The 22,043-nt window shown below is 73.5% G+C and carries 16 protein-coding genes and 1 pseudogene; 10 read left to right on the forward strand and 7 right to left on the reverse strand.

Going from position 1 to position 22,043, the window contains the following annotated elements:
• Position 1: 1 nt before the first annotated feature.
• A pseudogene (locus ACIBK1_RS14925) lies at positions 2-973 on the reverse strand (MFS transporter); the annotation flags it as partial.
• 167 nt (positions 974-1,140) lie between these two features.
• Here ACIBK1_RS14925 and ACIBK1_RS14930 point away from each other — a divergent pair.
• Together ACIBK1_RS14930 and ACIBK1_RS14935 are read left to right on the forward strand one after the other, a co-directional pair.
• Positions 1,141-2,640, forward strand: a complete 1,500-nt coding sequence (locus ACIBK1_RS14930) for a vWA domain-containing protein (protein ID WP_396735173.1) — start codon at positions 1,141-1,143, stop codon at positions 2,638-2,640.
• A 168-nt stretch (positions 2,641-2,808) separates the two neighbouring features.
• Complete coding sequence (locus tag ACIBK1_RS14935) at positions 2,809-4,524, forward strand: DEAD/DEAH box helicase (protein WP_030511864.1); 1,716 nt, start codon at positions 2,809-2,811, stop codon at positions 4,522-4,524.
• A gap of 25 nt (positions 4,525-4,549) precedes the next feature.
• Here the strand turns inward: ACIBK1_RS14935 and ACIBK1_RS14940 are convergent, their stop codons facing one another.
• Positions 4,550-6,412: a cytochrome c oxidase assembly protein gene (locus tag ACIBK1_RS14940; RefSeq protein WP_396735176.1), complete on the reverse strand. Its 1,863-nt coding sequence runs from the start codon at positions 6,410-6,412 to the stop codon at positions 4,550-4,552.
• 813 nt (positions 6,413-7,225) lie between these two features.
• On the opposite strand from ACIBK1_RS14940, the gene ACIBK1_RS14945 reads away from it, so the two are divergent.
• From ACIBK1_RS14945 to ACIBK1_RS14955, 3 genes are all read left to right on the forward strand, one after another.
• Positions 7,226-8,980, forward strand: coding sequence for a glycoside hydrolase family 27 protein (locus ACIBK1_RS14945; protein WP_396735179.1), 1,755 nt, complete (start codon positions 7,226-7,228; stop codon positions 8,978-8,980).
• Between the two features lie 428 nt (positions 8,981-9,408).
• A complete protein-coding gene (locus ACIBK1_RS14950) occupies positions 9,409-9,999 on the forward strand; it encodes a hypothetical protein (protein ID WP_030512606.1) in 591 nt (196 codons plus the stop codon).
• A gap of 102 nt (positions 10,000-10,101) precedes the next feature.
• Positions 10,102-10,836, forward strand: coding sequence for a YcnI family copper-binding membrane protein (locus ACIBK1_RS14955; protein WP_030512605.1), 735 nt, complete (start codon positions 10,102-10,104; stop codon positions 10,834-10,836).
• Between the two features lie 27 nt (positions 10,837-10,863).
• On the opposite strand, the gene ACIBK1_RS14960 is transcribed toward ACIBK1_RS14955, so the two are convergent.
• On the reverse strand, positions 10,864-11,100 hold the full coding sequence (locus tag ACIBK1_RS14960) for a hypothetical protein (RefSeq protein WP_030512604.1): 237 nt from the start codon (positions 11,098-11,100) through the stop codon (positions 10,864-10,866).
• A gap of 386 nt (positions 11,101-11,486) precedes the next feature.
• Between ACIBK1_RS14960 and ACIBK1_RS14965 the strand changes: the two genes are divergently transcribed.
• The gene (locus ACIBK1_RS14965) at positions 11,487-14,198 is read left to right on the forward strand and encodes an HNH endonuclease signature motif containing protein (RefSeq protein WP_396735183.1); all 2,712 of its coding nucleotides are present in this window, start codon (positions 11,487-11,489) and stop codon (positions 14,196-14,198) included.
• A gap of 55 nt (positions 14,199-14,253) precedes the next feature.
• On the opposite strand, the gene ACIBK1_RS14970 is transcribed toward ACIBK1_RS14965, so the two are convergent.
• The 4 genes from ACIBK1_RS14970 to ACIBK1_RS14985 all read right to left on the reverse strand — a co-directional run bounded on the left by ACIBK1_RS14970 (position 14,254) and on the right by ACIBK1_RS14985 (position 18,070).
• On the reverse strand, positions 14,254-15,465 hold the full coding sequence (locus ACIBK1_RS14970) for a Dyp-type peroxidase (protein ID WP_396735186.1): 1,212 nt from the start codon (positions 15,463-15,465) through the stop codon (positions 14,254-14,256).
• Complete coding sequence (locus tag ACIBK1_RS14975) at positions 15,458-15,997, reverse strand: copper chaperone PCu(A)C (protein ID WP_396735188.1); 540 nt, start codon at positions 15,995-15,997, stop codon at positions 15,458-15,460. The genes ACIBK1_RS14970 and ACIBK1_RS14975 overlap by 8 nt, the downstream gene beginning before the upstream one ends.
• A gap of 310 nt (positions 15,998-16,307) precedes the next feature.
• Positions 16,308-16,916, reverse strand: coding sequence for an MFS transporter (locus tag ACIBK1_RS14980; protein ID WP_396735191.1), 609 nt, complete (start codon positions 16,914-16,916; stop codon positions 16,308-16,310).
• Positions 16,917-17,110: 194 nt separating this feature from the next.
• Positions 17,111-18,070, reverse strand: coding sequence for an AraC family transcriptional regulator (locus tag ACIBK1_RS14985; protein WP_396735194.1), 960 nt, complete (start codon positions 18,068-18,070; stop codon positions 17,111-17,113).
• 98 nt (positions 18,071-18,168) lie between these two features.
• Between ACIBK1_RS14985 and ACIBK1_RS14990 the strand changes: the two genes are divergently transcribed.
• From ACIBK1_RS14990 to ACIBK1_RS15005, 4 genes are all read left to right on the forward strand, one after another.
• On the forward strand, positions 18,169-19,125 hold the full coding sequence (locus tag ACIBK1_RS14990; RefSeq protein ID WP_396735197.1) for an SDR family NAD(P)-dependent oxidoreductase: 957 nt from the start codon (positions 18,169-18,171) through the stop codon (positions 19,123-19,125).
• A 58-nt stretch (positions 19,126-19,183) separates the two neighbouring features.
• The gene (locus ACIBK1_RS14995) at positions 19,184-19,408 is read left to right on the forward strand and encodes a hypothetical protein (RefSeq protein ID WP_030509920.1); all 225 of its coding nucleotides are present in this window, start codon (positions 19,184-19,186) and stop codon (positions 19,406-19,408) included.
• A gap of 84 nt (positions 19,409-19,492) precedes the next feature.
• Positions 19,493-20,512, forward strand: a complete 1,020-nt coding sequence (locus tag ACIBK1_RS15000; protein ID WP_396735200.1) for an N-acetylglucosamine kinase — start codon at positions 19,493-19,495, stop codon at positions 20,510-20,512.
• A complete protein-coding gene (locus ACIBK1_RS15005) occupies positions 20,509-22,038 on the forward strand; it encodes a glycoside hydrolase family 3 protein (RefSeq protein ID WP_396735203.1) in 1,530 nt (509 codons plus the stop codon). Before ACIBK1_RS15000 ends, ACIBK1_RS15005 begins: the two co-directional genes overlap by 4 nt.
• Positions 22,039-22,043 lie beyond the last annotated feature (5 nt).

Consider the following 22,043-nt stretch of genomic DNA (forward strand, 5'->3'; position numbering starts at 1 on the left):
GCCCGGCGTTGCCCGCCGCCGCGAACACCAGCGGGATGACCACGGCGATCCCCAGGCCGATCAGCATGAACCCGGCGATCGCCGGCACCGGGGTACGGGAGACCACGACGAGCAGCCCGCCGAGCGCCGCCAGCGCGCCGCCGCCGCGCACGGTCGCCACCGGACCCAGCCGCCGCACCACCGCGTCGCCGCACAACCGGCCCGCGGCCATCGTGCAGGCGAAGGCCGTGTACGCCGCGGCGCCCAGCGCCTGGGACGCGCCCGCGACCTGACGGAGATAGACCGCGCACCAGTCCTGGGCGGCGGCCTCGCCGAACACCGCGCAGAAGCCCACCAGCCCGATGAGCAGCACTCCGCGCGGCGGCAGCACGAAGTGGGGCGGGGCCGGCTCGTCCTCGCCCGCCCGCACGTCGAGCAGCAGCGGTCCGACGGCCAGGGCCACGAGGAACAGCACGATTGCCGTGCCGCCCAGATGGAGCCGGGCGTCGAGGTCCGTGCTCGCCGCCAGCGTGCCCACCGCGCCGCCCACGAGGGTCCCCACGCTCCACATGCCGTGCAGCCCGGACATGATCGAACGGCCGAGCCGCTGCTCGACCACCACCCCCTGGGCGTTCATCGCGACGTCGCCGATGCCGGCCACCGCGCCGTACAGCATGAGCGCCGCGCACAGCAGGGGCAGGTCCGGCGCCAGCGGGGGCAGGACGAGGATCAGGCACCACAGGCCGATCGAGACGCGGGTGACGGCCCGCCCGCCGAACCGGTGCGTGAGGCGTCCCGCGGTCGGCATCGCGAGGATGGAGCCGACCGCGGGCGCGAGCAGGGCGAGCCCGAGCCCGCCGGGCCCGGCCCCGACGTGGTCCTGGATCCAGGGGATGCGGGAGGCGAAGCCGCCGGTCACCGCTCCGTGCAGGGCGAAGGTGACCGACACCGCGAACCTGGCCCGTCTCAGCTCCCGAAGATCCACGACCAACACGGTATGTCCTCCTGGGCGGCTCCGGGAGTGTGACCGCTGAGGCAGGGGTGACGTACCGGGCCTCGATGATCACGAGCGGGGAACGGTTCGCCCTCACTTGGATGACCGAGGCGGCGCACGGCCGTCCGGGGTCCGTCCTAGAGGGTGGACCTACCTCGGAGGCGCCCATGAAGAAGTCCAGCCCGATCCTCGCGGTTCTGACTGTGATCGCCCTGTTGTTCGCCACCGCCTGTGCCGTCGGACCGGCCGCGCCGGACGCCGGGGCCAGAGCGCCGGCCGCTCCCCGGGGATTCCCGGACTCGGCCCGGCACGACGACACCGGCGCGGAGATGCCCTCACTCGACAGGGAAGAGGGGGAGCACCGCGCGGAGGAGCCCTCGACCTTCGCCCTCGACGTCGACACGGCCTCCTACGGCTACGCCCGCCGTGTCCTGCAGGAGGGGCGCCTGCCAGAACCGGGGCAGGTGCGTACGGAGGAGTTCGTCAACGCCTTCCGCCAGGACTATGCGGAGCCGGACGGCGACGGTTTCGCCGTCCACCTCGACGGGGCCAGGCTGCCCGGGGAACAGGCGGCGCTGCTCCGCGTCGGCCTGCAGACCCGCGAGCCGGACGCGTCGGTGCGGCGGCCCGTCAGCCTGACCTTCGTGGTCGACGTCAGCGGGTCCATGGCCGAGCCCGGCAGGCTCGACCTCGTGCGCCGGGCGCTGCACACGCTCGTCGACCAGCTCGTGCCCGGCGACCAGGTGTCCATCGTGTCCTTCCGCGAAACGGCCCAGGTGGTCGCGGAGACGACGGCGGTCACCTACCGGTCCGAGCTGCACGAGGCCGTCGACATGCTCGGCGCCGGCGGATCGACCAACCTGTCGGACGGCCTGGAGACCGGCTACCGGCTGGCGGCCGGTGCCTTCCGCGAGGACGCCACCAACCGCGTCATCCTGCTCTCCGACGGCCTGGCCAACACCGGCGAGACCGCCTGGCAGGCGATCCTCGACCGGGTGAGCGAGTACGCGGGGAAGAAGATCACCCTGCTGTGCGTGGGCGTCGGCCGCGAGTACGGCGACGAGCTCATGGAGCAGCTCGCGGACAGGGGCGACGGCGCGGCCGTGTACGTCTCCACGGAGGACGAGGTGCGCAAGGCCTTCACCGAAAGACTCACCACCACGCTGGAGGTGCGCGCCCGGGACGCCAAGGCGCAGGTCTCCTTCAACCCGTCGGCGGTCGAGTCGTACTCGCTCCTCGGCTACGAGGACCGCGCGCTGACCTCGGAGGACTTCCGCGACGACAGCAAGGACGGCGGGGAGATCGGTCCCGGTCACTCGGTCACGGCGCTCTACCGGGTGCGCCTGCGCCCGGACGCGGACGGCCGGCTCGCCACCGCCACCGTGCGCTGGCTGGACCCCGACACCCGGCGGCCGTCCGAGGCGGACCGGAGCGTCGACGTGTTCGCGCTGGCCCCGGCCCTGTGGGGGAGCGCCTCCGTCCGTCTCCAGGTCGACGCCGTGGCCGCAGATCTCGCCGGGCATCTGCGCGGCCGGGGGTCCGGGAAGGGCGGGACCTGGAGCCTCGCCGAGCTGATCGACCAGGCCGACCGCCTGGCGGCGCGGACCGATGACCCGGCCGTGACCGAACTGGCCACACTGCTGCGCACCACCCGCGACCTGGGCTGACGGCCCGCACGAGGACGGCGGCACGCGGCCCGGTGCGCCCTGGAACCCAGGGCGCACCGGGCGGGTGCCGGGGGCGGCGTTCGGGGTAAGGGCGGAAAGACCATAGGGTCGTCCCGTGCACATTCGCCCCGCCACAGCCGGGACCAGGAGCAGGACCAGGAGCAGGACATGGTCGTGAACGAGATCGATGAAGGACCCGGATTCGCCGATCTGGCGCTGGGCCCCGAGCTCCTCAAGGCCTTGACCGGTCTCGGCTACGAGGAGCCCACGCCCATCCAGCGGGAGGCCATCCCGCCGTTGCTGGAGGGCCGCGACCTCCTCGGGCAGGCCGCGACCGGCACGGGCAAGACGGCCGCGTTCGCCCTGCCCATGCTCCAGCGGCTGCATGCCGGCCACCCTGCGGCCTTGGAAGCCGACGGCGGCGAGCCCGGCGGGCTGGTGCTGGTGCCCACCCGCGAACTGGCCGTGCAGGTGTCGGAGGCCATGCACCGCTACGGCCGCGACCTCGGCACGCGGGTGCTGCCCATCTACGGCGGCCAGCCGATCGGGCGGCAGTTGCGGGCGCTCGAGCGCGGCGTGGACGTCGTCGTCGCCACCCCGGGGCGGGCGCTCGACCACATCGGCAGGGGCACCCTGCCGCTCAAGGGCCTGCGCATGATCGTCCTGGACGAGGCCGACGAGATGCTCGACATGGGCTTCGCCGACGACATCGAGGCGATCCTCCAGGAGACCCCGGAGAACCGGCAGACCGTGCTGTTCTCCGCGACCATGCCGCCGCGCATCGACGGGATCGCCCGCCGCCACCTGCGCGAGCCGGTGCGGATCAGGATCGAGCGGGAGGCGCCCGCCGCCGGCGAGGCCCCGCTCATCCGGCAGAGCGCCTACATCGTGAGCCGGGCGTACAAGCCGGCCGCGCTGGGCCGCGTGCTCGACGTGGAGGCGCCGACCGCGGCGATCGTCTTCTGCCGCACCCGTGAGGAGGTCGACAGCCTCACCGAGACCATGAACGGCCGCGGCTACCGCGCCGAGGCCCTGCACGGCGGCATGGGCCAGGAGCAGCGCGACCGGGTCATGGGCCGGCTGCGCAGTGGGACGGCCGACCTGCTCGTCGCGACCGACGTGGCCGCGCGCGGCCTCGACATCGAGCAGCTCACCCACGTCATCAACTACGACGTGCCGTCCGCGCCCGAGTCGTACGTGCACCGCATCGGCCGGGTGGGCCGGGCCGGGCGCGAGGGCGTCGCGATCACGCTCGCCGAGCCGCGCGAGCACCGCATGCTCAAGACCATCGAGCGCGTCACCCGCAGCAAGATCGCGGTCGAGAAGGTGCCGACGGTCGCCGACCTGCGCGCCCGGCGGCTGGAGCTGACCAGGGCCGCGCTGCAGGAGAGCCTGATGGAGGACGGCGACCTCGACCGCTTCCGCGTGGTGGTCGAGACGCTCGCCGACGAGTTCGACCTGGTCGACATCGCGCTCGCGGCGGTCAAGCTCGCCCACGAGTCGACCGGCGCCGCCGCCGACGAGGAGGAGATCCCCGAGGTCACGCCGCGCCCGCAGCGGGCCGAGCGCGGGGCGCGTGACGACAGGCAGGGCCGCGACGACCGGCGCGGGCGGCGCGGGGGCGGCGCGATGAGCCGCGTCTTCGTCGGCGCGGGCCGCAGCGCGGGCGTGCGTCCCCAGGACATCGTCGGCGCGATCACCGGGGAGACCCGGGTCAGCGGGCGCGAGATCGGGGCGATCGAGATCGCCGACCGGTTCACCCTGGTCGAGATCCCGGACGGCGCCGTGGACGAGGTGGTCGCGGCGCTGCGCCACACCACGATCAAGGGCAGGAGGCCGATCGTGCGCAGGGACCGCGACGGCGCCCCCCGCGGCCGCCGCTGACCTTCCCGCACGGCGCCGCGCTCCGTCAGCGGGCGCCCACGGACGTCCCCGAGGGGGCGGCAGCGGCGGTCCTGCGCCGCGCCGCCCGCCAGCGGGCGAGCAGCAGGGCGAGCAGGCCCGCGAGGACGGCGACGGTCACGCCGGTGCCGAGCAGCGCCCCCAGTCGCTGGTCGGCCGCCCGGTCCGGCGCCCACGGCAGTCCGAGCGCCGCATACCACTCCGGCGCCTGCGGCGGCCCGGTCAGCACCACCAGGCCCGCCCACGCGCGTACGGCGATCGCCCCGGCGAGCATCCAGGCGCGGATCTGCGGCCGGATCGCGCGGGGGAGCGGGTCCACGCCGGCGGCCACCGCGAGGAACAGCACCGCGGTGACCGTCACCGCCGTCTGCGCGGCCAGTCGCAGGGCGAGGCTCGGCTGGGCGTCCCCGAACAGGCCAGTCAGATACAGCGCCGGATACGGCAGCGCGTACAGGACCAGGGCCGTCACCGGGTGGGACAGCGCGCGGCCGGCGGGACCGCCGGTGGGGTCCGCATCCGGACGGGCCCGCCGCCACAACGTCATCGGCGCGCCGAACACGAGCAGCACGGGGCCGACGGCGCCGAGCAGCGCGTACTGCGCCGCGTGCGCGGAGAACAGCGCCGGCGCGTACGCCGCCACGCCTCCCGAGGTGGCATAACCGATCACGGCCAGACCGGCCACCCAGGAGGCGGTCCGCCAGGCCGGCCACCCGTCGCCCTCCCCCGGAGTGCGCGACAGCCGCCGTACGCCGGACAGGTACGCGGCGAGGGCGGCGGCCAGCAGGAGCAGCGCGAGCGGATCGGGCCGCACCTCGGTGACGAGCGCGCCAGGGGTGAAGGGAGGCAGGGCGTATCCCAGGGCGTCGTGATGGTGGACGGCCGTCTCCGTGGGCGGCGGGGGCGTGCGTCCCAGTGCCACGGCCAGGCCCAGCGTGCCGGCCATCACCGCGATCTCGCCGCAGGCGAGGCGGAGGAACGGCGCGCGGGCCCCGCCGGTGTCCATCGCCTCGATGGTCCTGCGCCGGTGCCGCCACCCGAACCAGCCGAGCGCCGCGAGCGCGGCGATCTTGGCCAGCACGAGCAGGCCGTACCTCGACTGCCACAGCAGAGGCACAGAGCCGAGCCGCACCCAGGCGTTGAGCGCGCCGGACGCCCCGACGGCGACGAAGCAGCCCAGCGCGAGCGTGCTGAAGCGGCGCACGGCGACGGTGAGCCCGGGCGCGGCGCGCAGGTGCGCCACGAGGGCGTACAGTCCGCCGGTCCACAGCGCGACGGCCGCGACGTGCGCCATCAGGCTCAGTACGGCGAGATTGTGGTCGGCGGCCGACGCGGAGTGGCCCACGTACACCGGGGGCAGCACCGTGAGGAGCGCCACCGCGAGCAGCGTGAGCCGGAGCAGGGGACCGTCCGGCAGACGCGTCCCGGCGGCGACCGCCAGGGCCGCGAGCGTCACCGTCAGGAACGCCTGACCCTGCGGGATGTGGAGCAGGAAGGCGGGCAGCGCGCCGGAGCGCAGCGCGTCTCCCGGAGGCAGTCCGATGAAGTCCGACAGCGTCAGGACCTCGGTGACCGCCGCGCTCGCCGCCCAGCCGAGCGCCCAGTCTCCGGCCGCCCGCACGACGGCCCGGCCGCTGGTGGGGGCCAGCACGACGGCCGCCAGCAGGGCCCCGACGGTGGCCGCGGCGCAGACGTCGTGGACGAGTCGCGCGACCGGCAGGCCCCAGGTCGTCAGGGCGCCGGGGGAGGGCAAGCCCTGGATCGCCGGTTGCGGTCTGCCGCCGCCGAACCACAGGGCGAGCGCCAATACGGCGAAGGCCGTCGCGGCGACAGCGGGGACTACCACGCCGTGGCGGCGCTGGGGGGGTGTCATCGTCGGACGTCCTCGGCTCGGCACCGTTGATCGCTAGCGAGTATGACCGAAATGTCGTTCTCAGGGGAGCCCCCGCGGCGGGATTGGCTGCCATCCCCGATGCCCCGACTGAACCGTTATGTCGGGCTGAAAGGTGCAATGCCCACTTTTGGGGCCGATGTCCGAGCTCTCTTTCCTCCCTCAGGGGTGAGCCGGGTGGGGGACAGACCGGTGTGTTCGCGTTGTCTCGCGGGGTCGGCCGCGAGACGCCGCGCGCTTGCGGGACGGCTGGGCATTCCTTCCGACGGTTCTCGCCGAGTGTGGTTCACGCGCAGTTGTTAGCGTTAACAATTCGGGGGCGGAGATGTCCTCCTTCCGGGAGTCACCCGAGGGCGGTGGTGCAGCGGAGCAAATACGACGCGGCGGGCACTGTCAAGAGCCCGGGCCGGGCCACCCGCCGGATTCCCGTCCATCGGAAGTGCTCACGTTCTCGTCGGCGGCGAAACGTGCTGAAACTTTCAGCCGCCGGGGCCGGGATGCTGAGCACCGCGCGAAACGATTCGCTCAACGGTCTTGACACGTCCCGCGGTGGTTTCGACACTGAAGCCGCGTTCGGCTTCCTCCTGCCGGGGTCGGTGATGAGCGGCAGGGGCCTGCGGTGGCGCCGGTCGTGTCGCGTCCGGCGATCAGCCACGCAGTGGATCTCGCGGGTGTCTCCGGCTTCCTTGCCGCCGTACCGCCATGCCGCTCGGACCTGGACGCGGGATCAGCCGTCTCTCCGGAGATCGGCCGTGCCCGCACCTGTCGAGGGCCCTCTACCAGAAGGAGAAACGAATGCGCCTGCGCAGGCCTGGCCGGCGACGGCCCCCCGCGCACACCGTGAGCGGCACTTCCCCTCGCGTCCGGCGGCTGCGGCGGCTGGTCGCCGCCGTGCACCTCGCGATCGCGGCGATGGTGCCGGCGGGGTGGGTGGTCGCGGACGGTGCTTCCGCCGCCACGACGAGAACGGTCACCGCCGCGGCCGTGGCGGCCGTGGCGACGCCGCCGATGGGCTGGGCGTCATGGAACACCTTCGCGGCCCAGATCAACTACAACGTGATCAAAGCTCAGGCGGACGCGATGGTGTCGTCCGGGATGAAGGACGCCGGCTACGAGTACGTCAACATCGACGAGGGCTGGTGGCAGGGAACGCGTGACGCCTCCGGCAACATCACGGTCGACACGGCGGAGTGGCCGGGCGGGATGAAGGCGATCGCCGACTACATCCACAGCAAGGGCCTGAAGGCGGGCATCTACACGGACGCCGGCCGGAACGGATGCGGCTACTACTACCCGACCGGCCGTCCGGCCGCGCCCAACACGGGCAGCGAGGGCCACTACGACCAGGACTTCCTGCAGTTCTCCCGATGGGGCTTCGACTTCGTGAAGGTCGACTGGTGCGGGGGGAACGCCGAGGGTCTCAACTCTCGCACCGCCTACCAGGCGATCAGCGACGCGATAGACCGGGCCACGGCGCAGACCGGGCGGCCGATGGTGCTGTCGGTGTGCAACTGGGGTGTCCAGAACCCCTGGGACTGGGCGCCTGGCATGTCCACCATGTGGCGGACCAGCGGCGACATCATCTACTGGGGTCAGACCGCGTCGATGGACCGGGTGCTGGCCAACTTCGACTCCGCCCAGCATCCCGCGGCCCAGAGCCCGGGGCACTACAACGACCCCGACATGCTCGTCGTCGGCATGAACGGTTTCTCGGCCGCACAGAACCGCACGCACATGGGCCTGTGGGCGATCTCGGGCGCGCCGCTGCTGGCCGGCAACAACCTCGCCACGATGAGCACCGAGACCAGGGCGATCCTGACCAACCGGGAGGTGCTGGCGGTCGACCAGGACCCCCTCGGGCGGCAGGGGGTGAAGGTGGCCGAGGACCAGAGCGGACGCCAGGTGTACTCCAAGGTGCTGTCGGGGACCGGCCGGCGCGCGGTGCTCCTGCTCAACCGGACCACGTCGTCCGCCGCCATCACCGCCCGCTGGGCCGACCTCGGCCTGGCCGGGCCGGCGACCGTACGGAACCTGTGGACGGGGACCGACTCCGGCACGTTCGACGGTGGCTACACCACGACCGTGCCCGCCCGTGAGGCCGTCCTCCTCACCGTCACGGGGACCGGCGCCACCCCGTCCGCCAGTCCTTCGCCCACTCCTGCCGGGGGGAGCGCGATCAAGGGCGTGGGGTCGGGCCGGTGCCTGGACGTCAGCGGCGTTTCGCAGGCCAACGGCGCCCAGGTGCAGCTGTGGGACTGCAACGGCCAGTCCAACCAGCAGTGGACGCCGACCGCCTCGGGTGAGCTGCGGGTCTACGGCAACAAGTGCCTGGACGTGAACAACGCCGGCACCGCCGACGGCACCAACGTGATCATCTGGGACTGCAACGGGCAGAACAACCAGAAGTGGCGGCTCAACTCCGACGGCAGCATCACCGCCGTCGGCGCGAACAAGTGCCTGGACGCCTACAACGCCGGCACCGCCAACGGTACGAAGATCATTATCTGGTCCTGCAACGGCCAGTCCAACCAGCGCTGGACCCGCGTCTGAACCCGCTCCGTTGAATCCGCTCCGTTGACCCCTCTCCGCTGACCCTGCTCCGCGCATGTCCCTCGCGCGGGACGGCACGATCCGTGCCGGCGAAGGCCGTGCTCGGCAGCGGCGGGCCACGGCGCAGCGCGGCTCCTTCCCCGCCGACGCCGCCGTGGCCCGCTGGGGTGGTCCGCTGCCGTGGTCCCGACGCCGTGGCCTGCTGGGGTGGCCTGCTGGGGTGGCCTGTCGCCATGATCCACCGCCGTGGTGCGCCGCGGTGGTGCGCCGCGGTGGTGCGCCGCGGTGGTGCGCCGCGGTGGTGCGCCGCGGTGGTGCGCCGCGGTGGTGCGCCGCCGTGGTCGGCCGCCGTGGTCCGCCGCCGTGGTCGGTGGCGCGATCGGTGGCGGACCGCCGAGATCGCCGGGGTGTGAGACAATCCCGGCGTCATGCGCGCCACGCTCTCCTTCAGGCTCGCGCGGTCGGCCGCCTTCTCCGCCGTCTGCGTGCTCCTCGCCGTCGGCGCGCACCGGTTCGCCGGAGGAGGCGGGCCGGCGCCCGCCGCGCTCCTCACGGGGGTGCTCACGGTGACGGCCGGCGCGGCCGTCGCGGCGGGCCGGGAACGGTCACCCCAGGCGATCATCGGTCTGCTGGTCGGCGCCCAGGTGTTCCTGCACTGTCTCCTCGACATGACGGGACCCGGCGCGGCGTCGCACCCCACCTGGCATGGCGGCCTGACCGCGCAGACCGGCATGCTCACCGCCCACCTCACCGCGGCGCTGCTCACCGGATTGTGGCTGTCGCGCGGCGAGGAGGCCCTGTGGTCCGTGCTGCGCGCGATCGGCGCCGGGGCGGTCCGCTGCCTGCGGACGGTGGCCGTGCTGGCCCGTGCGCTGCTGGCGCTGTGGGGGGCCGATCTCGCGGGCACCGGACGTCCCCGCCGGCTCACGGCGCCGGGTTCCGGGCGCGCACCCCGCACCGCGGGCGTGCTGCGGCACGCGGTCGTCCGCCGCGGGCCACCGCTTCTCCCCGTCTTCTGAGCTTCACGCGCGAGCGGCGCGTACCTCCCCACGGGATCCCCTTGTCCCCAGAGGGCCATGCTCGCGCGCCTCCGTAATCTCGCAGACGACTGGAGAACCCCCATGACCTCGTACGTCCGTCGTGCGGCCGCCGTCACCGCCGGTGCCCTCGCGCTCACCGTCGGTCTGGCCGTGCCCGCCCTCGCCCACATCACCGTCAACCCCGGCACCGCCGTGCAGGGCTCCTGGACGAAGATCGCCTTCCGGGTGCCCAACGAGCGCGACAACGCCTCGACCACCAAGGTGGAGGTCGATTTCCCCACCGACCACCCGCTGCCGTTCGTCTCGGTCCGCCCGGTGCCCGGCTGGGACGTCAAGCTCACCCGCGGCAAGTTGCCCAAGCCCGTCGTCTCGGACGCCGGCGACACGATCACCGAGTCGGTGCTGAAGATCACATGGTCCGGCGGGAAGGTCGAGTCCGGCCAGTTCCAGGAGTTCGAGGTGTCGGTCGGCCCGCTGCCGAAGAACGTGGACGCGCTGGCGTTCCCCACGGCTCAGACCTACTCCAACGGTGAGGTCGTCAAGTGGGCGGACGCGGCGACGACCGACGGGTCCGAGCCCGAACACCCCGCGCCGACGCTCAAGCTGGTCGCGGCCGAGGAGGGGGAGGACGACGAGCACGGCGCGGCCCCGGCCTCGCCGGCCGCCGCCCCCACCGTGGCGGCCGCGGCGAGCGACGACGACGATCGCGAGGGCGGGAACAGCACCCCGGCCCTGGTGCTCGGCGGCCTCGGCCTCGTCGCCGGACTGATCGGGGCCGGTGCGGGCATCACCGCCCTGCGCCGTTCGCGCGGCTGAGTCGCCCTACCGCGAGCCCGTTCCGGGTCACACATGACCCGGGACGGGCTCCCTCTTCTCCGGCATGCTTCTCTGGGCGTGCTTCTCCGGGCGTGCCTTTGTGTGAGCTGGCCGGTCGGCAACGCCCGCGCCCACGGTCACGTCAGTGTTGAGGTCCAGTCCCGCGCCCACGGTCACGTCAGCGTTGAGGTCCACGCCCACGCCCGCGCCGACGCCGACGCCAGTGTCGGCCTGCCGCACGCTGCCTCCGAGAACGCCCTCCATTCGCGGCCGGTGCGATCCCTGGCGAGTGGCTGTGACTCCACGTTTGTGCTGGTGGGGGCTTGGATCGATAGTGTGTTCGAGATAGTCTTGGGGCAGCCGTTACAGGTGAGCCTAGTGGGCGGGCCCTCAGTGGCCGTACGCCGTGTGTTGAGCCGAGTCTGCGTGAAGGAAGTCCCGGTCCGGGCGGCCGGGAGCCGTTCAGTCGCCTTCGTCTCCGCTTCCGGGGGTCCCGCACCGTGTCCGCGCCCATCTCGGCGTCTGCGTCCGCGCCTGTGTCCGCGTCTATATCCACGCCTGTGCCGGCGTCTGTGTGGACGTCTGGGTGGGGGCCGGGTTCGTCGTCTGGTGCCGAGGGGTCGTCTTCGTGTCGGGTGGGCGGGGCGCCGGTGGCGATTCCTGCAGGGCTGGCGGCGATGCCGCCGGGGGCCGAGCTCGCCCGGGTGCTGGCCGGTATCGATGTGGGGCGGGTGTCGGGGTTCGACACCGTCGAGGTGCTCAAGGCCGCCTATCGCCAGTCCTGCCATGAGCGGGCGCGTTTCCTGTACGCGCTGCTGGAGGTCGGGCTGCGCGAGCAGTTCACCAGCGACCGCGTGGTCCGTCTGGAAGTGCCCGATGAGTTCGCTCCCGATGAGGCGCGGGCGGCGCTGGTGTGGTCGCGCCGCCGGGCGGACTCGGCGTTCGACCTGGCGTGGAACCTGCACCGCCGCCTTCCCGTTCTCGGGGAGGCCATGCTGGCCGGAGAGCTGGACGAGCCGCGGGCGGCGGCCTTCATCCGCTGGACGGGCGGTTTGACCGACGCCCAGGCCGACTGGGTCTGCGAGCACCTGATCGGTCGTGCTCCGGCCTGGACGGTGGGACAGCTGATCGAGCACATCCAGCGTCTGGTGCTGGCCATCGACCCCGATTGGGCGGAAAAGCGCTACCGGGAGGCGGTGCGCAGACGCCGCGTGGTCGGCATGCGCACCGACGACGGCACCGCGACGGTTTCGGGGCTGGATCTGCCGCTTGATCGGGCGGTGGCCGGCTGCGAGCGCATCGACGAGCTGGCCCGCGCCTGCAAACGCGCGGGAGACCACCGTCCCGTCGACCACATCCGGGCCGACCTCTTCCTCGGCAGCCTGGACGGCAGCTTCGAGGGCCTGTCCGACGCCGAGATCGTCACCCACGTCCGCACCCACCCCTTCCTGGACGCCACCCCCTCCGACGCCCCAGCCGACACCCCCGACCTCCCGCCTGCAGACGACACCACCAACGCCACCGACACCACCGCCGAGCCCGCCGCCGCCTCCGATGACACGGCCGCCGACACCGCGACCGAGGACACGGATACCAACACCACCGCCGAGCCCACCACCGAGTCCACCGCCGCGTCCGATGACACGGAGGCAGACACGGCCGCCGACGCCGCCACGGAGCCCGCCGCCACGCCCTGCGGCGCGAGGAGCCGCTCTGGAACCCGCAGTCGGACACGTCCTGAAGCCCGCAGCGGGACCGGAGGCTCGACCAGCACCGGAATCCACGGGCAGGCGCGCGATGGAGATCTCCCACAGGCTCGCCCCGACAGCCACACGGGCAACCACACCGCTCACGCCGGCGATCACGCCGGTGCCGCCGTTAGCGACCGTGCAGGCAGGGCCGATAACACGAGCGGCGGCGAGATCTGTGACCACGACGAGACCCGTGACCACGACGAGAGCGCCCCCGCTGACGTCGGCAACGATCCTCCCGGGCAGGAGGGCGTCAACGGTCACGCCGATGACCATGGCCGCGACATCGCCGACAAGACTGACGGCAAAGCCGCTGACCGGGCTGCCGCCGAGGCCGTTGACATGCCCGCTGATATGGCCGCCGACGACGGCGAGACCGCACTCGCTGACAGCCGTGCCGGTGGCGGAGACGGTGACGACAGTGCCCAGCCCAGCCCGGTGTCACCGCTCGCAGCAGACGCGTGGCCGGTGCGGGCGTGGTCAGTGCGGGCGTGGTCGGTGCGGGAGATACGGGTGGAGCTGACCACCCTGCTCGGCCTCGATGAGCACCCGGCCCAGCTGCCCGGCTGGGGCATGGTCCACGCCGCTCAGGCCCGCCGGATCGTCGCCTCCATGCTCACCGGGCAATGGCGCTTTGCCGTCTGTGCCGACAACGGGCATCTGCTGCTGACCGGCATCACCGGGCGGCGCCCCTGCCCGCCCGCGCAACGGCCCGCACGCGATACACGACGCGGCGGCATCGTCGAGCTCCAAGTCACCCTCACACGACTCCGCGAACTGGCCGCGACCCCCACCGCCACCGGCGTCTGGGCCCCGCTGATCGCCGACCTGGCCCGCAACGCCCAGCAGGCCGAGACCCGACAATCGCAAAACGGCCGCCCCCGCACTCATCCACCCGACGCAGCCCAGCCCACCCAATCCACCCAGTCCACCCAATGCACCCAGTCCACCCAATCCGCCCAGCCCACTCAGCCCGCCGAGTCCGCCGAGTCCGGCGAGTCCGAATCCATCGAGTCCGATGAGTCCGCCGGTCGACGGCATGCTGGAGCGGCCTTACGCCGCTACGTCCAGATTCGCGGCCGGGTCTGCTCCTGGCCGGGCTGCCGCATGCCCGCCACCCGGACCGACCAGGACCACATCCACCCCTGGGCCGGCAACGGCGCCACCACCGCCGACAACCTGCACCTGGCCTGCCGCCACGACCACCGCGCCAGGCACATCGGCGGCTGGCGGGTCACCTCGCCCGGCCCCCGACTGATCGTATGGACCAGCCCGCTCGGACACACCTACCCCAGCCCGCTCCCGAAGATCATCCAACCCGCCCCCGAACCCCAGCCCCGCAACTGTCCCGACGCCCCGCCCGGACGCCCGCCCGCCGACCCCGCCAGAGCACCAGACACGATCATGGCTCCACCAAGCCCTCCTCCGCCCCACAGCGGCGGACGTGACGGCACGACCAACGGCACGGCGGACGGCGGAGCCAGCCACGGAGCCAGCCACGGAGCCGGACGCGGTGCCGGACGTGGTGCCGGACACGGCGCCAATGAGCAGGCGGACGACGAAGCCGGAGGAGCTTCCTTCAAATGCGACCTCGACGTGCCGCCGTTCTGAAGGGGGGCGCGATCCCGTGACAGGAACCGCGCCGGTCCTTCAGGATGCGCCGGGGTCAGGACAGGAGGGTCTCCCCGATCCAGCCGTCTGGCGCACACCCGGGCGGTATGGCGAAGACAGCCGACCCGATGGGCGTGATCCACTGGTTGAGCAGGTCCACCTCGGCGAGGCGCTGCTGGATCGGGACGAACTGTCGTGCCACGTCGGCCTGGTAGGACGCGAACAGCAATCCGGCGTCCGGCCGCCCCTCGGGGCTGAGGCCGTCCTCGTAGTTGTAAGCCCGTCGCAGGATGCGCATGCCCGGGTCGGCCACCCGGGCCCGGCGGATGTGCGCGTACTCCGAGATCACCGGCAGGCCCGACGGGCCGAGCGCGGCGAAGTCGGGCTCGTCGGTCTCGGCCCGGCCGGTCAGTGGTGCACCGGTGTTGAGCCGCCGCCCGACGCTGAACTCCTTAGCCGCTCGGTCCGCGGCGTCCCATTTCTCCAGGTCCATCCGGATGCGGCGGAGCACCAGTGTGGTGCCGCCGCGCAACCACCCGTCGCGCACCCACACGGCCCGGTCGAAGTCCGCCGACCCGGGCCGGGGATTGACCGTGCCGTCGAGCTGGCCCATCAGGTTGCGCTGGGTCGTGCCCGGCGCGCGCACCTGCGGGCTCTGGCGGAATCCGTGCTGCGTCCACCGTACGGACGCGAACGAGCGAATGTCCCTGACGAGCACGCGCAGCGCGTGCGCCAGCGTGACCCGGTCGTCCGCGCACACCTGGACCAGCAGGTCGCCGCCGCTCCAACGGGGCTGGAGGGCGTCGACCTTGAACGCCGGCAGCGGCCGTGGCGCGAGATGTCGGGCCCCCGCCGCCTCGAACAGCCCAGCGCCGAACCCGAAGGTGACGGTCAGCCGCGCGGGCAGCAGCGCCAGCTCGGCGTCGGTGTCGGCGAGGGCGGGCTCGCCCCGGGTGAGCCGCCGCGCGTCGTCGGTGAGCAGCCGCATCAGGCGCGCGAGCGCCGTACGGTCGCTTCCGGGCCGCAGGTCAAACCCGGCGAACACCGCGAACGTCTGCGGAGACGTTGCGACGCCGGCCTGGTGGACGCCGTGGAAGGGTTCGACGGCGGTGCCGCCAGGGAGGGGCGTCTGCCCGGCGGATGCGTGCCCTGCCACGTCCGGCACGGCGGAGGCCGGGGCGCAGGCCGCCGCGGCGGCGACGGCCCCGCCCGCGAGCAGGCCGCGCCGGGTCAGCCGCCGTCCCGCCGGGTATCGGCTCTCACTCATGAGGAGCGTAGGACTCGTTGGCGCCGGCGAAGTCCTTGGCCACCGCGGTGAAGGACACCGTCCTGCCGTCCTTCAGGGTGAGCGTGAAGGGCACCTCCGCTCCGGGCTCGATGGCCGTGCGCACGTTCATGAGCATGATGTGGTCCCCGCCGGGCTGGAGCACGTGCCGGCCGCCCGCTGGGATCACGACCCCGCCCTGCTTGCGACGCATCGTCGTGGCGCCACCGTCCCCGACGACCTCGTGCAGCTCCACAGACGGGGAGACGGGAGTGCTCGCCGCGACGACGGTCACCTCCTCGCCGGTCGTGTTGACGAGTGTGGCGAAGGCGGCGCTCATACCGGAGCGGGCCGTCTTCACCCACGGGTCGCTGATCGACAGCGGGGTGGCCGCAGAGGCGGGGGCCTGCGCCGCGGCGGGAGTGGCGGCCTGAGCGGCGGCGGGCGTGCCGGAGGGCGTGCCGGACCCAGTGGCACAGGCCCCTGCGGCCAGGAGGGCGGCCAGCGCCGCCGGAAGCATGCGGTTAACGGTCATGATGGTCATGCGAAAGCCTTCTCTCGGTCGTCCGGCGGGCATGCGCGGGCATGCGGGCGGCGTCCCCAGGCATGCCGAGACAGGCGTGCCGAGACAGGCACGCGAAGGCAGGCGTGCGAGGCACAGGCGTACGAGGCGCGGCGTGCCGAGGCAGGCCGTGCGGGCCGTCCCCTGCGACGCGGGGCATTACGGCGTGACCGGTCGCAGGCGCCGAAGATCGGGCACGTGCGCGGGCACGCTCCGCCGGAAAAGATCACTGACATCGCTCCCCGGGCCGTACGCCGCAGGGAGCGGAGTGAGGAGGGCCGTCTCAGGCGGACGGCTGGAGAAGGTTTGGCGGGCCGCGCCGGGTGACGCAGTGACGCGGCGCGAGGAAGCGCGGCAGGCGCGGCTCATCCGGATGCGGCGACGCAGGCGGCGCGAACACCGGCGGCGCCGGATCGGCCGCGATCCGCGTGAGCCGTACGGCGAGCCGCCGCAGCAGCGCCCACAGGGCGGCCTCGCCTCTGGCCAGCCATAGCGCCGTCAGCACCACCGCCCAGCCATGGCCGAGCAGCATTCCGAGGCTCGGCATGTGCCCCGCCATGGCATGCCCCGCCACGGCATGTCCCGGCATGGCATGCCCGGCCATGAGGTCCACGGCGGACGGGGACGATGACGGGGACGACGAGGGGGACGACAGCGTGAACAGCGCGTGCAGCACGACCTGCAGGGCCGCGAGCAGGGGGAGGATCGCACGCAGCGTCCGTTCCCCGCCGGACAGGGGCAGCGCGGCGGCGAAGACCGCCGGCAGGCCCAGCGCCAGCGCGCCGGGGGCGACCGCGCCGCCGCTGAACAGGTGCGCCACCACGCCCAGGCCGAGGCACACCGCGGTGAAGGCGGCGGCTCGGGCGAGGCGGAGAGGCGATGTCACCGGCATGGCACAGCCAATATCGCATGCCGGGTGCCCGGTCCCCATTCCGGCAGACCGTGTCGCGGGCGTCCTGCTTCCCGGCCCCCATCGACGGCCGCTCCGGCCACCGCTCCAGCCACCGCACCGACGGCTGCTCCGGCCACCGCACCGGCCACCGCTCCGGCGGCCGCTGCGGCCATCGCTCCGCCGGCGGCGACGGTTCAACCGGCGGCCAGTGACGCCGGGCCGGGGGACGCCTCGAGGGCCGGAGCGCCCGCATGCCGCCGGCGATACTCGCGCGGTGAGCTGCCGGTGATCCGTTTGAACGCGGTGCTGAGGGCGCTCTCCGAGCCGTAGCCGACGGCGAGGGCGATCGTGGCGAGCGTGTCGTCGCCGGTGCGCAGGCGCTGGGAGGCGAGCTCGATCCGCCAGCGGGTGAGGTAGTCGAGGGGACCGAGACCGACCGTCTCCTTGAACCGTGCGGCGAGGGTGGATCGGGACACCGCACCGGCCCGCGCCAGCTCCGCGACGGTCCACGGGTGGGCGGGCCGGGCGTGCACGGACCGCAGGGCCGCCGCGACGACGGGGTCGGCGAGACCGGCGAGCCACCCCGACACCGCGCGGGGCTCGCGGGCGAGATGCAGGCGCAGGACGTGGATGAGCATCACCACGGCGAGATGCTCGGCCACGAGCGTCGAGCCGATCGGACGCCCCCGCAGCTCGGCGTCGATCTGACCGAGGGCCCACCGCACCGCACTCGCCTCGCCGGTGTCCGCGGGCACGTGGATGACCGGCGGCAGCCCGTCGAGCAGGAGCCCGCGCGCCCGGTCGCCGAACGAGAAGCGGCCGCCGACGAGGAACGTGTCCACGCCGTCGCCGACATGGGGGAGTCCGTCCCCCGCGGCCGTCCACAAGGGCCCGGCGTCGACCGGAATGGCGTGGGGGTCGCTGAAGAGGGTGAAGGCGAGGGGGTGCGTGAGCAGGAAGCAGTCGCCCTCCTCCAGAGCGATCGGGGCGGTGAGGCCCTCGACGTCCAGGAGGCACCGGCCGCGCCGGAGGGTGTTGAACTTCACGCCGTCCGGCGGCTCGAAGCGCACCGCCCAGCTGCCGCCCGCCGTCATTCCCGTGGACAGGTGCGCTCTGGTGCCCAGCAGCGCGAGCACGTCTTCGAGCGGATCCATTGGTTCCCCCGCGGCGGTTCGAGTGGGCTGGACGACGGATAAAGTTCTACGGACTTTCTACTATAGATAGTCCTAATCGGGTCTCCTAGCGTGGCCTCATGACCAACGACCAGACTCGTCTCACGACTCCGTTCCACTCCCACGCCACCGCCTCCGAGATCATCGAGGGGGTGGATCTGTCCGGGCGCCGCGTGGTCGTCACCGGCGGCGCCTCCGGCATCGGCACCGAAACCGTCCGCGTCCTGGCCGCGGCCGGGGCGGAGGTCACCATCGCCACCCGCGATCCGGCCGCGGGGGCGCGGATCGCCGAGACCTTCGCCGACGCGCCCGGATCCGTGCGGTCGGCCGCGCTCGACCTGGCCGATCTGTCATCGGTCGCGGAGTTCGTACGGAACTGGCGCGGCCCGCTCGACGTGCTGGTCGCCAACGCCGGGATCATGGCGCTCCCGGTGCGCCAGGTCAACGCGCAAGGCTGGGAGATGCAGCTCGCGACGAACTACCTCGGACATTTCGCCCTTGCCGTGGAGCTGTACGACAGCCTGCGGGCGGCGGGCCGGGCACGGATCGTCATCGTCAGCTCGGGGGCCCATCGCGACGTGCCGTTCGACTTCGACGACCCGCAGTTCGAGCGCCGGCCGTACCATCCGTGGACGGCCTACGGGCAGTCCAAGACGGCGGACGTCCTGCTCGCGGTGGGCGCCCGCCGGTGGGCGGCCGACGGAATCACGGCGAACGCGCTCAACCCCGGCTGGATCATCACGAACCTCCAGCGCCACATGGACGAGGCGACGATGCGCGAGATGGGCGCGATCGACGAGAACGGTGAGATCATCCCGAAGCCCTACCTCAAGACCCTTTCCCAGGGCGCGGCGGCGTCGGTGCTGCTGGCGGCCTCACCTCTGGTGGAAGGCGTGACCGGCCGCTACTTCGAGGACAACCAGGAGGCCCCGCTCGCCACCCCCGAGATCCTCGGCGGCGTGGCGGCCCACGCGCTCGATCCGGACGCGGCGGACCGCCTGTGGGACTACGGGAGCTCCGCGATCGCAGCGGCATAGGAAATGTGCCGTTTGGGCACTTCAAGAGGTATCGGGGGCGTGTTCGATGGGGGGAACCATGGCTGTATCGGCAGACCTGGCGAAGCTGCTCGACCGCGAATACGAGGACAAGACGCTGGATGAGATCATCAAGGCGCCGGTGGACGCGCTGGCCGGGGTGAGCGCGGAGGACGCGGAGCTGCTGAAGAAGGCCTTCCACATCAAGACCGTGGGAGATCTGGGCCGCAACAAGTTCTTCCGGGCGGCCACCGCGCTCGTCGATCTCACCGACAGCAAGAAATAACCGGGCGCCCCGTCCGGCCGGCGACGTTGTAGATGATTTCCATCGCCTTATACCTTGATGGAAGGTATCTACAAAGGAGCGGTCGTGGGGGCTCTGTTCGTCGGTGTGGACGGGGGAGGCACCAGCACGCGCTGCGTCGTGGCCACCGAGTCGGGGGAGATCGCCGGGCGGGGACGGGCCGGCGGCGCCAACGCCATCTCGGTCCCCGACCCGGCCGCCAACCTGCGCGCCGCGCTGCTCGGCGCGCTGGAGGGCCTCGACCCCGCGCGCGTCGCCGGCGGCGTGTTCGGCCTCGCCGGAGCCGCCCGCGCCGCGGAGTCCGCGGAGCGGGCCTGGCGGGAGGCGGGGCTCGCCGGGCGTCCGGCGGTGGTGGCCGACGTGCTGGTCGCCTTCACCGGCGCCACCGACCAGCCGGACGGTGCGGTCCTGGTGGCGGGCACCGGCGCGATCGGCGCCCGCGTCCGCGACCGCCGCATCGTACGGCGGGCCGACGGGCTCGGCTGGCTCCTCGGCGACGAGGGTTCGGGCGTGTGGCTGGGCCGCAGGGCCGCGGCCGCGGCGCTGAACGCGATCGACGGCCGGGGCGCGCCCACGGTGCTGGTCGCCAGGGTGGCCGAGGCCGTCCTGGGAGCGGGGGCGGCCGGCGACGACGACGGGCCCGCGCTCACCCAGGCCCTGGTGGCGGCCGTGTACGCGCGGGTCGCCGAATCGGGGCCCGCCTGGCTGGGCACGCTCGCGCCCGTGGTGGACGCCGCCGCCCGCGAGGGCGACGAGGTGGCGCGCGGCATCGTCGCGGAGGCGGCCCGCAGGCTGTGCCGTACGGCGCGGGTCGTGACGGGGGAGGGCCCCCGTGAGAGGGGGACACAGGAGAAGGGTGGCCCGGACCAGATGGGTGCGGGGCCGCTGGTGCTCGCGGGGTCGCTGCTGACCGAGCCGACCGAGCTCGCCCATCTGGTCCGGGCCGAGCTGGGCAGGCAGGCCGTGCTGGTGCGCGCCCGGGACAACGCGGCGGGGGCCGCCGCGCTCGCGGTGCGGGCGGCCCTGCCCGGCGACCCCCGTGCCGCCGAAGCGCACCGCGTGCTGATCGGGCAGGAGGTCGCATGATCGGCGGCGAGCTGGACCGGATGGCGATGGCCGTGCTCCAGCCCGGTTTCGAGGGCACCGAGCCGCCCGCGTGGCTGCGGCGGGCGCTCGCGGAGGGACTGGGCGGCGTGATCCTGTTCGCTCGCAACATCACCCGTAACGTCGCCCGCGACGTCACCCGTAACGTCGTCCGCGACGCCGCCGGCGACGCCGATGCGGTCGGCGGGACGGCCGCCCTGGTCGCCGAGTTGCGCAGAGAGCGGCCGGACGTGGTCGTCGCCGTGGACGAGGAGGGCGGCGCCGTCACCCGGCTTGAGGCGGCCACCGGCAGCTCGTGGCCGGGCAACATGGCGCTGGGCGTGGCCGGTGACGAGTCGCTGACCCGCCGGGTGGCGCGGCAGATCGGCCGGATGGTCGCCGCCGCCGGGATCACCCTCGACTACGCGCCCGTGGTGGACGTCAACGCCGACCCCCGCAACCCCGTCATCGGCGTGCGTTCCTTCGGCTCCGACCCCGAGGAGGTCGGCCGTCACGGCGTCGCATGGATCGAGGGACTGCAAAGCGCGGGAGTGGCCGCCTGCGCCAAGCACTTCCCCGGCCACGGGGACACCGTGACCGACTCCCACCTGGCGCTGCCCGCCGTACGGGCCTCCCGCGAGGTGATAGAACGGCGCGACCTGCCGCCGTTCCGGGCCGCCATCGCGGCAGGGGTGCGCGCCGTGATGTGCGGTCACCTGCTCGTCCCCGCCGTCGACGAGCTTCCCGCGACCCTGAGCCGGGCGGTGCTGACCGGCCTGCTGCGCGAGGAGCTGGGGTTCGACGGCCTCGCGGTGACCGACGCGATCGAGATGCGCGCGGTCGCCGCCCTGCACGAGCCGGGCGAGATCGCGGTGCGCGCGCTGGCCGCCGGGGCCGACGCGATCTGCGTCGGGGTGTCCTCGGCGAGGGGAGAGAGCGTCTACGCGCTGCGCGACGCGATCACCCGCGCGGTCCGCGAGGGACGGCTGGCGGAGGAGCGCCTGGCCGAGGCGGCGGGCCGGGTGCGGGACCTGGCCGCGTGGTACGACGCGCAGGCCGAGGCACGAGCCGCCGCGGCCCGCGACGCCGACGAGGGCCTCGGCCTGGCGGCGGCGACGGCCGCCCTGCGCGCGACCCCGGCGGAGCAGGCGCCGCCGCTGACGAAGGCGCCGCTGGTGGTGCATCTGGCGGCGCGGCCCAGCCAGGCCGTCGGCCGCGCGACCCCGCTGAAACTCGGTCAGGCGATCGAGGAGATACTCCCCGGAACGGTGACGGCCGAGGTGCACGACGACGGGCGCCTGCCCGACCTGAGCGAGATGGCGCGCCCCCTCGTGATCGCTGTCCACGACGCCGTACGGCACGCCTGGATGCTGCGGCTCCTCGACGACGCGCTGCGGGCTCGCCCGGACGCGGTCGTGGTGGAGACGGGGGTCCCGGGGCCGCCCGCCGGGCGGCTGTACCTCGCCACGCACGGCAACTCCACGGCCTCCGCGCGGGCGGCGGCGCGCCGGCTCACGGGCGCCGTCTGAGCCCC

The organism is Microbispora rosea (assembly GCF_044460045.1).
GTDB classification, from domain to species: Bacteria; Actinomycetota; Actinomycetes; order Streptosporangiales; family Streptosporangiaceae; genus Microbispora; species Microbispora rosea.